The sequence below is a fragment of the Kangiella sp. M94 genome (assembly GCF_054926195.1).
On sequence record NZ_CM142903.1, the window covers coordinates 2,280,254 to 2,295,511 of the forward strand.

Genomic DNA, 15,258 nt, shown 5'->3' on the forward strand with positions numbered 1-15,258 from the left:
AAATTAGCTGCCTAAAATCACTAAGCGTCGGGATTAACCGGCTCAACCTTTAAGGTTGCCCCTTCAAAACCGACCACCTTCACCTTTTGTCCTTCGCCTAAGTCTGGGCCTTCTACTCGCCAGTAGGAATCACCAACCCTGACTTTACCCACACCATTAACGATAGCGTTGCTCAGATTAAACTCACGACCGACCAATGACTTACTACGCTGATTCAAATATCCGGTATCATCATCCTGATCAAGCTTGTGCTTTTTTGCATATAGCTTCCACAAAATCAGGCTAGCAACCGATATTAACGAAAAAACAAACCACTGAATTTCAGGAGGCATCAAGCCGGGCATGATTAACTGTAAAACACCAACAGCCAATGCCCCTACGCCAAACCAAAGCAGAATGGCACCCGGCGCAAACATTTCCAGAATCAGTAACACCAGCCCAAAAGCCAACCAGTGCCAATATTCAATTTGCAGGAAAAACTCCATAGTTACCCCTTACTTTTTACCAAATGATTCTTTAGCAATCTCAGCAATACCAGCTACTGAGCCGATCACGGAAGAAGCTTCAAGTGGCAACATCAACAGCTTCTGATTCTCAGACGTTGCGATTTTCGCCAATGCATCTACGTATTTTTGCGCAACGAAATAGTTAATAGCCTGCACGTTACCCTCAGAAATCGCTTTTGAGACCATTTGTGTTGCATTCGCTTCCGCTTCTGCCTGACGCTCACGCGCTTCTGCTTCTCGGAAAGCCGCTTCTTTTTGTCCTTCAGCTCTTAAGATAGAAGACTGCTTCATGCCCTCTGCTTCCAGAATCTCCGCTTGCTTGGTACCCTCTGCATCAAGAATTTGGGCACGCTTTAAACGCTCAGCCTTCATCTGTTGTGCCATCGCGTCAACCAGATCACGTGGGGGCAAAATGTCTTTAATCTCTATACGTGTAACTTTCACACCCCAGGGATTTGTTGCTTCATCGACAATCGTCAGAATCCGGGCATTGATTTCATCACGTTTGGACAACATCCAATCCAGATCCATACTACCCAGGACGGTACGAATATTAGTTTGTACCAGGTTTTGCATAGCACGCGGTAACTGATTCACTTCATAGGTTGCTTTAATCGGATCGACCACCTGAAAAAAGCAAACCGCATCGATGGTGACCGTCGCATTATCTTGTGAAATAACCTGCTGTGCCGGAATATCCAGCACCTGCTCTTTCATATTAACCCTGGCACCGACTTTATCGACGACAGGCACAATCAAGTGCAGACCTGGCGATAGCGTTTTACGGTACTTGCCAAAGCGCTCGACGGTATATTCAAAGCCCTGAACTACCGTTTTAATACCCGAAAATAAAAGAAAAACTACAAATACTACTAACACAATTATAGTTATTAGACCTGCTTCCATGATTCATCCTCATTTTTGTTGAAATTTTATAAGCTCTCAACTATAGGGAGTTTTTTGCAATGAAATCAAATATTTTTATGTAACTAAGTTTTTGACCACCGGTCTAAAACTTGTCCATGTCGGCTGGCTTAGCCTCCCCCCAAAAGGTACAATAGCGCCAACTTCACGCAAGCTAATATCAATAATTCATGAGTAATACGCCAAAACCTATGGCCCTAATTATCCTTGATGGTTGGGGTTACAGCGAAGATCCAACGGATAACGCCATCATGGCGGCCAACACACCTAACTGGGATAAGTATTGGCAACAATATAGCCATACCTTAATTTCAGGCTCTGGTACTGATGTTGGGCTACCCGATGGTCAGATGGGAAACTCAGAAGTAGGCCACTTAAACCTGGGCGCAGGCCGTGTGGTTTATCAGGATTACACTCGCATTAGCAAAGCAATTGTCGACGGTGACTTTTTTGACAATAAAACTTTAGTTACAGCGATTGATAAAGCCGTTGCGCAGAATAAAGCCGTGCATTTAATGGGACTAGTCTCTCCGGGTGGCGTCCACAGCCACGAAGAACACTTCCATGCGGCACTTAAACTGTGTCGTCAGCGTGGCGCAAAACAGGTCTATATTCATGCTTTTCTGGATGGTCGCGATATGCCTCCTCGTAGCGCAGAAGCCAGCCTGGAATTGATGCAGCAGGTATGTGAACAGCAGGGCGTTGGCCGCATTGCCAGCATCATCGGTCGTTATTATGCCATGGACCGCGACAACCGCTGGGAGCGTATCGAAGAAGCTTATCAAATGCTGACCGAAGGCAAAGCCACTTATCAAGCCGATAACGCTGTTGCTGGATTACAAGCCGCTTATGCACGTGATGAAAATGATGAATTTGTAAAGGCTACCACCATCGGTGAACCAGTAGCTATTCAAGATGGTGACAGTGTTATATTTATGAACTATCGCGCTGACCGCGCACGCCAGTTAAGCAAAGCTTTCGTCAATGATGACTTTAATGGCTTTACACGTAAGCTTCGCCCGCAGCTTGCTGACTTTGTGATGCTTACCGAATATGCTTCTGACATTCCAGCCAGCACCGCCTACCCACCGATTGCCATGACCAATGTGCTGGGCGAACACTTGATGAAACTCGGTAAAAAGCAATTGCGTATTGCTGAAACCGAAAAGTATGCTCACGTGACCTTCTTTTTTAATGGTGGTCGAGAAGAACCTTTTGCTGGCGAAGATCGAAAACTGATCCCTTCTCCCCAGGTAGCAACGTATGATTTGCAGCCAGAAATGAACGCCTCTATGGTAACCGACCACCTGGTTGAAGTGATCGAGCGCCAGAGCTACGATGTGATTATCTGTAACTTTGCAAATCCTGATATGGTGGGACACACTGGTAATTTCGATGCTACCGTAAAAGCTATTGAAGCGCTGGATGTGTGCATTGCCCGCATCGTCCAGGCGTTAGAAAAAGTCGGTGGCGAAGCTTTAATTACTGCCGATCATGGTAATGCAGAAAAAATGGCGGATGCTTCAACCGGCCAAGCCCATACGGCACATACCAGTGAGCCGGTGCCTCTTCTCTATGTTGGACGAAAAGCAACAGTAAAAGTCAGTGATGGAGTTCTCTCTGATTTAGCGCCTACCATGTTAAGCTTAATGAGCTTGCCCATTCCAGATGAAATGACGGGGCGTCCTATTTTTGAAGTTAACTGATTTTCGCGTTCACTCCTACTTTAAGCCAGCATCCCAGCTTCTGCTGTTGGTGCTGGCTTTGGCATTCTCATCTTTTGGGCATACCGCTCAGAATCAACAACAAGCCGAACAAGAGTTGCAACAATTAAAGCAGGTCATTGGCCAGTTACAAAAACGCTTAGCTGAAAATCGCAGTCAACAAAGTGATACGGAAAAATCGATTCAGGCTATCGATATTAAACTCTCTAAAGTAAGCAAGAAACTCCACGACACCCAAAATAAAATCACACAAAATAAGAAACAACTGAGCAAACTGCAAAAGCAAAAAACTGAAAAGAACATCCTTAAAGAACAGCAGAGAAAGCAGCTGTCATCACAGCTTCGCAGCGCCTATATTGCCGGTCAGGAAGAATACGTTAAGCTTCTTTTAAACCAGGAAGACCCAGCTAAGATTTCGCGCATGCTGCAGTATTACCGTTACCTCAATGAAGCACGTATTCGTGACATTGAGGCTTTACAAAAAACCTTGCAAGAATTACAAGAGGTTGAACAACAGATCAATTTAAAAACTCTTGAGTTAAGCGAACTTGAGACACAACAAAAACAACAAGTCGAACAGCAGCTTTCTTTAAAATCACAACAAACCGATGCACTCAAAAAGCTCAAACAAGACTATCAAAATCAAAATACTCGCCTGGCACAGTTGCGAAAAGATGAACAGGAATTACAGGCAATTATTTCGTCATTGCAACAAACGCTTGAAGAGTTCGCCCCCAAACAATCTCTTAAAGGATTAGCTAAATACAAAAACAAACTGAGTTGGCCAGTGAAAGGATCCGTTGAGCACCGCTTTGGCAGTAATAAATTTGAAAATAAAGTAAAGTGGAATGGTATTGTCATTAATGCATCAAGTGGACAAAGTGTGCAGTCCATACATAATGGACAAGTCGTTTTTGCAGACTGGTTGCGCGGGTTTGGACTAATGGTTATTATCGACCATGGTCAAGGCTATTTATCTCTTTACGGACAAAATGAAAGCCTGCTTAAGTCCACCGGGGATTGGGTTGAAGCGGGTGAACCAATTGCTACCATTGGTCGTAGCGGAGGAAGTTCAGAGCCAGGCCTATACTTTGAAATTCGCTACCAGGGTAAACCACAAAATCCACTAAGCTGGATTAAATAATTCTATGAAGAGTGCTGAGGGAATATTATGAAGCGCATTGCATTTTGTTTCGCTCTATTGTTGGCGGGTTTACCTATTGTCGGCCAGGTAGAGCATCCTCAAGATGTTACTTCTGACGAAGAAGCCCCAACACAACCCTCAATTGAAACCCTTCCTCTAGACGAGCTGGCGGCGCTGGCAGATATCTACGCTGAAATCAAAAAATCTTATGTTCACGAGCTAACTGATAAAGAAATTCTTGATGGTGCCATTCGTGGCATGCTTCACAACCTCGATCCTTATTCAAGTTACCTCAATGCTGACGAATTTGCCCAACTTGAAGAAAGTGCCACCGGAGACTACGCTGGTATAGGGATCGAAGCAGTCCATCTTGAAGATGGGATCAAAGTCATAGCTGTTATTGCAGGCTCACCAGCAAAAGAAGCAGGGCTTGAAGTCAATGATTTGATTACCTCAATCGGTAATGTTTCTGCGAAGGGGCTTTCAGACGTGGAAGGTTCAGATTTAATGAGAGGGCCACCGGGCAGCAAAGTCACTTTGACCGTGCTCAAAGCAGGCAATAAGAAAACCCTGTCGATTACTATTACCCGTCAAATTATTCATACCACCAGTGTGCGATACCAGTTGCTTGAACAGGGTATTGGTTACGCACATATCAATGAATTTCAAATTCGCTCCGCCAACGACTTGAGCAAAGCCATAAGCAGTCTGGAAAAAGAAAACAAAGGGGCACTGGCCGGCTTTATTTTGGATTTGCGAAATAACCCTGGCGGATTGCTTGATGGCGCCATTGAAGTGAGCGACCTTTTTCTGGATGGTGGCGTCATAGTTTCTACCAAAGGACGCCTGCCAGAAGGTAATGAATCATATACAGCAACTTCCGGCGATATTTTACGTGGCAGACCTTTGGCTGTACTCATCAACGGTAGCTCAGCCTCTGCTTCTGAGATTGTAGCAGGCGCTTTGCAGGATCATCACAGAGCAACCATCGTCGGCACCGAGTCTTACGGTAAAGCCATGGTGCAAACCATTTTACCAATACACGGTGGTAATGCCGTTAAACTCACAACCTCGCTGTATTACACGCCAGATGGAAAATCTATTCAGGGCTCTGGGATTTCACCTGATATCTCGGTTGATTTTGAGCCTTTAGCATCTTCCCAAAACGATCCGAGCACCACGCGTGCTGGTGAAGTGCTAAATGATTATAAGCGTGATAATCAGGTGATGGCAGCCTTGAACCACCTGATTCAGCTCAAAAACCCTACATCCCTCTGAATCAGAGAAGCACCTTTAAACAATATATCCTATTGAATTAAAAGGTTTTTCTCTCTTGGAGCAATTCCTTCAGATTATCTTCACGATAACTCTGTCAAGCTTCTATGCAGACTCTGATATTTACAAAGATTCTGTACTTGTTCATATTCTATATAGGTGACATCGTTTATTCTTGTTTAATCGGACATTTGGAGAATATCAATGCAGCTCATTCGTGGCACTCTCATCATCGCTACTTTATTCCTTCTTGCTGCTTGTAGCGGCAGCGGAGGCTCTGACAACCAGACACCGACCAACCAGACGCCAACGGCTAATGCCGGTGCAGATATTACGGTTACTGAAGGTGAACTGGTTGAACTAACAGGTTCAGGCACTGACAGTGATGGAACTATAAGCAGTTATAGCTGGAGTCAGATTAGCGGAACCAGTGTCGCTCTCAGTTCGACCAATACTGCAACCACTAGTTTTACCGCGCCGGCCACAGCTTCAAGCCTACAGATTACTTTACGATTAACTGTCACCGATGACGACGGGGCCAGTGACAGTGATGATATAGTTATCACTGTAAACACCGCCAACGCTCCTGCAACAGTGACCGTTTCAGGTAAAATAACCTACGATAATGTTCCTCATAACACAACTACCAACGGACTTGACTATGCCAACACCACACAGGATCCGGTGCGGGGAGCTACCATTCAAGCACTTGAGGGAAGCTCGGTAATAGCCAATTCTAAAACTGACAGTAACGGAAACTACAGTTTCAATTTACCTTCTTTAACTGATGTAAGGATTCGTGTTCGCGCTGAATTAATCCAATCTGGCCCGCCAAGCTGGAATACCAGAATAGTGGACAATACTAATAGCAAAGCCCTGTACGTACTGGATTCTGCCATTTTTTCAACTGGCGTTGCCAATCAAACGTTAAACCTGAATGCAGCATCTGGCTGGGGTGGCGCTGGTTATACTTCGACTCGTGCAGCAGCCCCATTCCATATTCTGGATCGAGTTTACGATACCATTTCAAAACTCGAGGCTGTTGATAGCAACATCGTTCTACCCGCATTGAACATAAACTGGAGTGTTAACAATATTCCTCAGTCCGGTGATCGCACCCAGGGACAGATTACCACTTCATTTTATAGCAACGGCGAAATCTATTTGCTGGGTGCTGAAGATACCGATACCGACGAATATGATGGGCATGTGATTATTCACGAGTGGGGACATTATTTTGAAGATAAACTTGCTCGCTCAGACAGCATTGGTGGGTCTCATGCGGGTGGTCAGCGGCTTGATATGCGCGTCGCCTTTGGCGAAGGCTTTGGTAATGCATGGTCAGGCATGATCACTGATGATTCCTTCTATCGTGACTCTTATGGTTCAAATCAAGCTCAAGGCTTTTCCATAAATGTTGAAAACAATAATGTCTCGAACAAAGGCTGGTTTAGCGAAGGTTCAGTGCAAGCAATTCTGTACGATATTTATGACGGTTTGAACGATGATACCGTCACTCTTGGACTGGAACCAATTTACAACATACTGATTAACGAGCAAAAAAATAGCGAAGCCTTTACCAGTATCTTTAGCTTCATTACCTATCTCAGACAGAATAACCCCGGACAGGTAGCTCAAATTGACAATCTTGTGGGTGGACAGAACATTGTGACCAATATAGATATTTGGGGCAGCAACGAAACCAATAATGGTGGTAATACTGCCAACCTTCCGGTTTATGTAACCATTACGCCGAATAATTCCGCAGTTGAAGTCTGCACCAATACCACCAATGGCAGCGATAGAAATAAACTGGGCAACCACAGATTGTTGCGTCTGAACATATCAACAGCCGGCAGCTATACGCTTCGATTAACGCCAAGTGGCGCCAATGATGTTGATGCATATCTTTATTCTAGAGGTTCTCTGATCGCCTTTAATCAGGATGCAGGAACGGGCGTGGTCAACGTTACAACGAACCTTCAGTCTGGAATATACGTCGCTGATACACTCGCTTATGACTCGGGTGGTACAAACATTGCCGCTGCCTGTTATGACGTACAACTTATTAGCAACTAATACACGAATATATTTAAGGCATACATTATGAAAGCAATCACTACATTACTATCCATTACTGGATGTCTGCTTCTTGGCACCGCCTCGCTTGCTGCCTGCGCCAACCAAAGCGAAACAACTAACACCCATCACAACTATCAGAGCCCGGGTAAACCTGGTGCTAAAATCGCCATCAATTATCGAGTCAGCAAAGACCGTGTTGCGGTAGGTGAAGCTGTGCAAATCCATCTATCCACCAGCAACAACAAACAGGAAGTCATTGCGCGACTGCAAACCAGCGATAACTTATTGTTGTCGGATAACTCACAAATGACCTTTAAAGCCACCGTGCAAGGACAGCAATCAGAAGAACAGGTTATTACAGTGATTCCCCAGTCCGAAGGCATTCATCTGGTCACTATTTTTGCCAAAGAACTGTCGCTAGCTCATGAAAAACCTATCGCGATACAAATTGTTGCAGGCAGCAAGCCAGTCGGTGAATACCTCGAAATTAATGGCACACTGGAGCAACAGGAGGATGGAGAACAAGTTATTTCGATGCCAGCTGAGGAAAAGTAACTTTCGTTTTTAGCATGTCCGAACAATTTGCATAAACACAAAAAAGCGAGCTAATGCTCGCTTTTTTATTTATCTTTTATTGTTTAGATAAGTAGCTCTTCAATAAGTATAAAGCTGCAATACTACGTGCCTCACTAAACTCTTCAACCTCTAACAGTTTATCCATCTCACTAATTTTCCACTCAACGACTTCAATCGGTTCCGGTTCATCACCCTCCAGTTTGCTTGGGTATAAATCCTGCGCAACGACGATATCCATTTGATGACTTAAGTAACCCGGAGCTAAACTCACTTTACGTAAAACTTTAAGTTGCTTTGCTGCATAGCCCACTTCTTCCTGCAACTCGCGGTTCGCTGCTTGCTCACTGTCCTCACCGGCATCGATCAATCCTTTAGGAAAGGCCAGCTCGTAACGTTCCACACCAGCGGCATACTCTTTGATTAACAGCATGGTATCGTCATCGAGAAGCGGTAATATCATCACAGCTCCATGCTCTCCTGCTTTCAACCGTTCATAAATGCGATAAACGCCATTAGAAAACTCCAGCTCCATTTCTTCCACACCAAAGATACGTGTTTGTGCAATAAGCTTGGTCTGTTTAATTTTTGGCGGTTGTTGCATAATGATTTTATCCAATAATTTCATTTAGCTGGTTAATATGAGGAAATCTCAGGTCGTCTTTTATAGGTAGCGATGAATCGGGCTGGCATACTGAGAGCACCAGCTTAACACCGGATTGTTGCGCTACGGTTAAAATATCTTCTGAGTCATCAACGAATAAACACTTATCCAGCGGTATATTCATTTCCTGCTGCAATCGAACCCAGAAATCCGGTGACTCTTTTGGCCGGGAGAATTGATGCGATGAATAAATCTCATCAAAAAACTTAGCAATAAGAACGCGATCCATTTTAACGGCTAAGGTATCAGGATGCGCATTGGTGACCAAAACTAATCTTTTATTATGTGACTTAGCTTTATTCAAGAACTCAACAGTACCAGGCCTAATGGCAATATTATGAGCAAGCTCGTACTTGTGCTTAATAATATCAATCCCCAACCGCTCACTCCAGAAATCGGTGCAGTACCACTTAAGGGTTCCTTTATATTCGTGGTACAAATCGAACAGTTGCTTTTGAGCCGCTTCAAGCTCTATGCCCAATTTGCTAGCATAGAGTTTTGGTACTTGTCTTAACCAGAAATCATTGTCAAAAGCCAAATCGAGTAGCGTGCCATCCATATCCAGTAATATGGCATCCAGTTCATCCCACTGGCTTTGCGTTAAGGCAGGCGACCATTCCACTTGATAAATATCCTATTGTTTTCAACTCGACCCAGCTGAGTGAGCCACTGCTTGATATGAGAAGGAACATCTGTCTGCGTACTAACGTTAAGTTGATATTGTTTATCAAAACCAACTTCAAGAGTACCTTTTAAATCCAACATTCCGGGGTTTTCAGTAATCATCAGTAGAGCTCGACCATTATCTGTTCGCGCGACAGTGAAATGAATATCACCAAGTTCAAGGATCGAGTTAGGGTAGCCAATAATCGCATTTTGCCAATAGCCGTGAGCATCTAGTGCTATGAGCTTATTGGGATTAACTGTTATCGACTTCACTTCACCAATGAAGCGACCTGAAAGCTCAGAGATAGGCAACTTTACCCAGTCCAGAATACTGTTCGCCTCGAGTTGATAACGCATATCCTCGATAGCTATTTGTTGCTTGTTTAGTTTGATGGCACCATCAAGTAAAAGGTTTTGATCATCAATGCGAATATCCGAACTTAAATTACCAAGCAAAAGATGCCAGAAACTGATATCTACTGAAACCTTCTGAATCGAGCGTCCTTTATAAGACACTGAGTCCAGAGAGGAATTCCACACGCTCCCCGTCGGGTTATTAAGCGAAACTGTCGAAAAATTTGATGTAAACCACGGCAGCACCACGTTTGCGGGGGCCAATGAAATAACAAACGCCAATAATAAAATGAAACCTGATACTAAACCTAAAACCAATTTCTTCATGAAGCTTTAATCAACTTAATGGAAGCATCCACTTTACCGACGGCGTCCTTTCTTGAAACTCTTAATGTATCCACAACCAGTCCGCGGCGCTGCTCCAACTCTGAAATCCACCGTAAAAGTTGGTCAAACTCAACATTATCAAGTCGCAACTGAATCTCTTTATTTCTTTCGCGTTCTTCAATTCTTGAAAAACTCAAACCAAAGCTTTTAGCCGTTTGATTGACCAGCTGGTTGAGGGAAATATTGTCATTACTGGCGGTTGCCGGACCTGCGCTTTTGATAGCTGCGACCTGCTTTTGTACTGTTACAAGCTGACCTTCATAGTAACTCAAATCATCATTAAGACTGTTAAAGTAGCTCCTGAGTGGTAGCACAAGCAATAAAAAAATTAACAATACCGCCAAAGCAGCGGCCAGCGCTACCACCATATTTTGCTCGCGTTTCTGGAGTCCTGTATACCAGGTTTTTAATGCGCTCATTGCTCAACCCCCACTGAAATTCTAGCTGACCAGACACCACCACTTTCTGAGGCATTTCGCATTTCAACTTGCACTCCTGATGACTCCAGCTTATTTTGCGCTGCTGTTAAAGTCGCATACTCGGCTGCTTCAACATCGAAGCTCAACTGTGCCTGACTAGACAAGTATTCCAACTGAGAAACCTTAATGGTATTTGGATTGATAGCCGACAATGACTTGTCTAACAACAACATAAAACTATTTTCTGAAGCGGCGCTGCCTCCTAAAGTCGAAAAACGATTCGAAACTTGTAATACGCCAGTATTAACATCATTGATGTTGGGAAAGACTTCCTGAACACTTGTTAACAACTGTTGCTCAAGTTGTGAGCGCTGTTGGCCCAGCACGATCATTTGGCTAATCAAATAAACTAGTCCGACTGCAATCAATGCACTTGCTGCAATGGCGGGTAATTTCCATTGACCAAAACTAAACTGGTTTTTCTTTTGTGAAGAAAACTCCTGTTGCATTAGATTGATCGATGAATACTTAAACTGGCTACACAACCATTCAAAGCTATTATCAACAGGCATTTTCTGAATGGCTAAACCTGCAACGCCCGACAATAAATTTGTTTCTTCCACTGGGCTGTAGATACGTACTGCCTGTGAAACGGTTTGCTCATTCTCAAATTGGCTTTGCAAATTCCAGGTTATCAGATCGTTCAGCATGTCTGCTTCCGTCGACCAATATTCATTAGCAGACTGCCTGACTAAAACTGAGTCGTCATGCTCCAATAACGACCAGGCATCCTCAAACAAGGGTAAACAAGCCGCATCAGAAACTGCAAAGTCTGGCTCAATGGAGGCTTCTTTAAGTTTTTCGACCACATTGGATAAATAGGCTTTATCCACTACGTTAACTGCAAGCATGCCATCACTATTGACATGGCCTAACGCAAACATTTGCAGTTCAACATTATCCAATACCTGCTCCTCTAGAATATAAGGAACAGCTTTTTCAAGTTGTTTACGGTTACGCGTTGGCGCTTTGACATTAAAGCAACGTACTCGACTGGCGGGCAGCAATAAAATAACTTCTCGCTCACTTGCCTGCTCCGCAAGTGCGATCATGTCATCTAATAATAGTTCACCTTGCTCACGAAACCCTGGACCTGACTCTTCCTCGCTGAAAAGCCCCCACTCCAATGATTCTTCATCGCTTTTTAATCGAATAAATAATCGATCTTTCATTGCTAATCTCCAATATGGCGTGCAACCACCTCAAATTCACTGTCAGTTTTCATCAGTAATGACTGCACTTTGGCACTGCCTGATTGCACCATAGCGGTGGCAGTTAATTGCATGTATTGGCTGTCAAAAACTAACCTGCCACGCCCATCCTGAGACACTTTACCACTGCCTAACGTCTCAAAAAAGCTGGCTTCATCATAACCATCTTCCGGTAATTGTTCTAATGCCTGTCTCACTGTAGACAGATCCACGTCTTCCAATAAAATCCAGACTAACTCAGCATGCTCAGGCTTCACAGTGTTGACGTTGATCGTTCCCTGCTCGGTAGGCAACACACAGATATAATCTTTTATGCTGTCATAAACCTTGGCATCAAACCCTTTAACCACCACCAGCTCACTGGTATGTGCTAAAAAGGTATTTCCCGTTCTATAAGGTATCTGATACCCGGTATAGGTGTAGTCCTCAGCGCCATCAATTCCACTGGGTTCCATGTCATCGTCAATCCAGTCACGAGCGGCCGTTGCCAACGCAAGTGGAGCCACTTCATTGCCTTCAAGTAATGGCTCAATTAATTTAGCGAACAGCCTTTGCCCCGGCAAAACTTCATCCGCCCGACCATTACCGGACTCACCGACCACTTGTAAACCTCCGCCACCATCGCCTCGTCCAGACTCTTCTTCATTTGGAGCTCCGGCCTCAGCTACTGGCTCCATAATAATACTGTTAACATTAAAGCAACTGTGCATGTCTCTAATTGAGCCTTGCAGTTGTCCCATATTTTGCTCAATAGGAAACATCATGGCGCTTTGTGCCCATGGCTGATTACGGTGCACTCGCTCCTGTTTACTTTCTTCAAAATATTGCTGCAATAAACTTTTAGCAAACTCTTCAGCGCCGTACATATACTGATAAGCTTTCGAGCTGTTAATGATGTTAGCAGTTCGTCGGTTGTTCATATTCTGGTTAGACAGAATATGAATAGCCATAATACTCAGTACTGTAAATATGACGAGCACCGTAATCAAAGCAATACCTTGTTGCCGATTGGCTTTAAAGGCTCCGGTTGATAACGCTGTACAATATCGCCTGCTCAAACCTAACGCCTCTCTTCCGAACCACGGTCAGACTCTCTACCGCCATCTCTTCCGTTTTCATCCCTGGCGCCACCACGTTCACTGGCACTAAAGTCGGTCAATGGGAAAAGGCGCATAATTTCACCATAATCTTGCAATACAATGGATACCCTTAAAGCTTCAGGCATGGCTCCCTTTGTACCTCGGTCAATGATCCAGTCCTCTTTCCAGCTATCGCCCTCTAAGAACTCTACCTTAAATTCAGTGACCCCTTTCAACACAATGCGAGTCAGTTCTTGACCCTCCTGTGCGGGATCAATGTAAAGCCAATGGTGGCGTAGCAGCTCGTCATCAACAAACTCATATTTTAAATGTTGTAGCTCACTGCGTTGCAGCTTTGCCGGATTCCGCCAACCTGCGCGAGTAAACTCCAGGTAACTATTAACACTATTGCTTTCGCCAACAATCAGTGGTGAAACATCTCCATACTCGTCCCTACGAGTACGAGGAACCAGATAACGAACATCTTCTTCCAGCTGACGAATGGCCATTTGCACTTCTCGCAAACGTTGAATTTGTCTGTCGTTAGCATCCGAAGCTTTTTGTACAAACGCAAATACCTGTAGCGCTCCAGCTACCACAATACTAAACACAAAAAGCGCGACTAATATCTCGGTAAGGGTAAAAGCTGACTGCTTCAGATCTAATCTTTTCATCAGCCTTTCTCTTTTTTCCCGACGAAGCCTATCATCGCATAGCTACCCTGCTCACCCATTAAAATAGTGACAGTAACCCTACGCATATTTTCATCTGCAGTATTTTCGACTTGCTGCTCCCAGCGCCACTCCTGGCCTGCGAACTCAACTTCACCCTGCTTACGACCTGTCGCAGGCCACTCATCCTCAAGTTGCAATTCAGCCAGATGATTTTGTGCGATGTAGCTGGCCAAGGTTCTTTCTTTAGCGTTGCCAATTGCTGTAACACTAGCAGCATATAAACCGGTCAACATGGGCGTAATAAAAATAGCAAAAACCGCCAAAGCAATTAACAGCTCCAGCAGACTTAAACCTTTTTGTCGTTTGCCCATATTTAATTTCATAGGTATCTTTTATTATCCCCGTTACAAGGATTCGTCCAGTTCCAGATCCCAGTCATGTCGATAATGACCAGTCATCGCCGGAGTGAGGTTTATATCACCCAGATAATTACCAGTAATTCGATAAAACCTGGCATCATCTCGATCCAGGCCAATGGTCACTGTGAACTCATTCATCTCACCGCTGGACAGTATAAAGATTTGTGGCGGCTCAACCTTTTTCGTCTGGTCGTCTTCAGCCTGTTCGCTTTCTGTGTCACCCTTAACCGCTTCTTCATCTGCTGAACTGCCAAGCAAAGCTTCCTGTCCTTCCACATTGACATACATCTCAATCGGCTCATCCAGCTCGACTTTCTTCAACAGGGCATGATCCTGCAATGGGTTCCAACGATCACCGTCATACAATAAAAAGCTGTACCCATTCTGCTCTACTCGTATACCAATCTCCACACCACGAAGAATGGATTCCTCCTGCGCAATTTGCATTAAACCAAACAGTTGGTAGGCCTTATTCTTGAGTTTCGCAGCGTCATTATCGGAAAAAGCAATTACTGCAACAGAAAGCATAATGCCGGCAATTGCCAGCGCTATAAGAATTTCAAGCAGGGTGAACCCTGCTTGAATAGTTGATTTGCGAATAAACCGCTTACTGATTGTCGCGGCTGAAATTAACATCATGTACATTCCAAGGACTGATGTCCATATTCTCGCCTTCACCGCCAGGTCGTCTATCTTTTCCTAATGTGTACAAATCATAATCATGCTGTCGCCCTGGCTCCATGTATATATACTCTTGACCCCAGGGATCCGTTGGTATAGCACGACTACCTAGATAACCGTTGCGTGGATAGTTTTGTGGGATTGGGTTAGTGGTAGGTTTTTCGATTAATGCTCTCAAACCCTGCTCGGTGGTAGGATAAAAACCATTCTCAAGCTTGTAACTCTGTAAGGCCATCTCAATAGTACCCAAATCTGATTTAAGCTTTTGGATCATAGCTTTTTCGGTATTACCCAATAAGCTTAATGTCACTACAGTACCCATAATGGCAACGATTGCTAAGGCAATCAAAATCTCAGTCAAGGTAAAACCTTTCTGTTTACGTAATATACGTTTCATTTTAACTCCGAAAAAAATT

At 44.2% G+C, this 15,258-nt stretch carries 17 protein-coding genes; 5 read left to right on the forward strand and 12 right to left on the reverse strand.

Going from position 1 to position 15,258, the window contains the following annotated elements:
- Positions 1-20: 20 nt before the first annotated feature.
- Both ACYTXU_RS10490 and ACYTXU_RS10495 read right to left on the reverse strand, forming a co-directional pair.
- Complete coding sequence (locus tag ACYTXU_RS10490) at positions 21-485, reverse strand: NfeD family protein (RefSeq protein ID WP_462206699.1); 465 nt, start codon at positions 483-485, stop codon at positions 21-23.
- A gap of 9 nt (positions 486-494) precedes the next feature.
- Positions 495-1,412, reverse strand: a complete 918-nt coding sequence (locus ACYTXU_RS10495; protein WP_462206700.1) for an SPFH domain-containing protein — start codon at positions 1,410-1,412, stop codon at positions 495-497.
- Between the two features lie 188 nt (positions 1,413-1,600).
- Between ACYTXU_RS10495 and gpmI the strand changes: the two genes are divergently transcribed.
- From gpmI to ACYTXU_RS10520, 5 genes are all read left to right on the forward strand, one after another.
- Complete coding sequence (gene gpmI, locus ACYTXU_RS10500; RefSeq protein WP_462206701.1) at positions 1,601-3,136, forward strand: 2,3-bisphosphoglycerate-independent phosphoglycerate mutase; 1,536 nt, start codon at positions 1,601-1,603, stop codon at positions 3,134-3,136.
- Positions 3,123-4,298 (forward strand): murein hydrolase activator EnvC family protein, encoded by a 1,176-nt coding sequence (locus tag ACYTXU_RS10505; RefSeq protein WP_462206703.1) that lies wholly within the window; start codon positions 3,123-3,125, stop codon positions 4,296-4,298. Before gpmI ends, ACYTXU_RS10505 begins: the two co-directional genes overlap by 14 nt.
- 27 nt (positions 4,299-4,325) lie before the next feature.
- Positions 4,326-5,576 carry a S41 family peptidase gene (locus ACYTXU_RS10510; RefSeq protein ID WP_462206704.1) on the forward strand — a complete coding sequence of 417 codons (1,251 nt, stop codon included), beginning with the start codon at positions 4,326-4,328 and terminating at the stop codon, positions 5,574-5,576.
- Between the two features lie 201 nt (positions 5,577-5,777).
- The gene (locus ACYTXU_RS10515) at positions 5,778-7,652 is read left to right on the forward strand and encodes a PKD domain-containing protein (RefSeq protein WP_462206706.1); all 1,875 of its coding nucleotides are present in this window, start codon (positions 5,778-5,780) and stop codon (positions 7,650-7,652) included.
- Positions 7,653-7,679: 27 nt separating this feature from the next.
- Positions 7,680-8,210, forward strand: coding sequence for a hypothetical protein (locus ACYTXU_RS10520; protein WP_462206707.1), 531 nt, complete (start codon positions 7,680-7,682; stop codon positions 8,208-8,210).
- 76 nt (positions 8,211-8,286) lie between these two features.
- Here the strand turns inward: ACYTXU_RS10520 and nudE are convergent, their stop codons facing one another.
- From nudE to gspG, 10 genes are read right to left on the reverse strand one after another with little or no spacing between them, the layout of a single operon-like run.
- Positions 8,287-8,832, reverse strand: coding sequence for an ADP compounds hydrolase NudE (gene nudE / locus ACYTXU_RS10525; protein WP_462206708.1), 546 nt, complete (start codon positions 8,830-8,832; stop codon positions 8,287-8,289).
- Between the two features lie 7 nt (positions 8,833-8,839).
- On the reverse strand, positions 8,840-9,514 hold the full coding sequence (yrfG, locus tag ACYTXU_RS10530; protein WP_462206710.1) for a GMP/IMP nucleotidase: 675 nt from the start codon (positions 9,512-9,514) through the stop codon (positions 8,840-8,842).
- On the reverse strand, positions 9,493-10,239 hold the full coding sequence (gene gspN, locus ACYTXU_RS10535) for a type II secretion system protein N (RefSeq protein ID WP_462206712.1): 747 nt from the start codon (positions 10,237-10,239) through the stop codon (positions 9,493-9,495). Before gspN ends, yrfG begins: the two co-directional genes overlap by 22 nt.
- The gene (gspM, locus tag ACYTXU_RS10540) at positions 10,236-10,718 is read right to left on the reverse strand and encodes a type II secretion system protein GspM (protein WP_462206713.1); all 483 of its coding nucleotides are present in this window, start codon (positions 10,716-10,718) and stop codon (positions 10,236-10,238) included. The genes gspN and gspM overlap by 4 nt, the downstream gene beginning before the upstream one ends.
- Positions 10,715-11,950 (reverse strand): type II secretion system protein GspL, encoded by a 1,236-nt coding sequence (gene gspL, locus ACYTXU_RS10545; protein ID WP_462206714.1) that lies wholly within the window; start codon positions 11,948-11,950, stop codon positions 10,715-10,717. The genes gspM and gspL overlap by 4 nt, the downstream gene beginning before the upstream one ends.
- A 2-nt stretch (positions 11,951-11,952) precedes the next feature.
- The gene (gspK, locus tag ACYTXU_RS10550) at positions 11,953-13,047 is read right to left on the reverse strand and encodes a type II secretion system minor pseudopilin GspK (protein WP_462206716.1); all 1,095 of its coding nucleotides are present in this window, start codon (positions 13,045-13,047) and stop codon (positions 11,953-11,955) included.
- Between the two features lie 2 nt (positions 13,048-13,049).
- Complete coding sequence (gene gspJ / locus ACYTXU_RS10555; protein WP_462206717.1) at positions 13,050-13,742, reverse strand: type II secretion system minor pseudopilin GspJ; 693 nt, start codon at positions 13,740-13,742, stop codon at positions 13,050-13,052.
- Complete coding sequence (gene gspI / locus ACYTXU_RS10560; protein WP_462206718.1) at positions 13,742-14,125, reverse strand: type II secretion system minor pseudopilin GspI; 384 nt, start codon at positions 14,123-14,125, stop codon at positions 13,742-13,744. Before gspI ends, gspJ begins: the two co-directional genes overlap by 1 nt.
- Positions 14,126-14,146: 21 nt before the next feature.
- A complete protein-coding gene (gene gspH / locus ACYTXU_RS10565) occupies positions 14,147-14,800 on the reverse strand; it encodes a type II secretion system minor pseudopilin GspH (RefSeq protein WP_462206719.1) in 654 nt (217 codons plus the stop codon).
- The gene (gene gspG, locus ACYTXU_RS10570; protein ID WP_462206720.1) at positions 14,769-15,239 is read right to left on the reverse strand and encodes a type II secretion system major pseudopilin GspG; all 471 of its coding nucleotides are present in this window, start codon (positions 15,237-15,239) and stop codon (positions 14,769-14,771) included. The genes gspH and gspG overlap by 32 nt, the downstream gene beginning before the upstream one ends.
- Between the last annotated feature and the right edge of the window lie 19 nt (positions 15,240-15,258).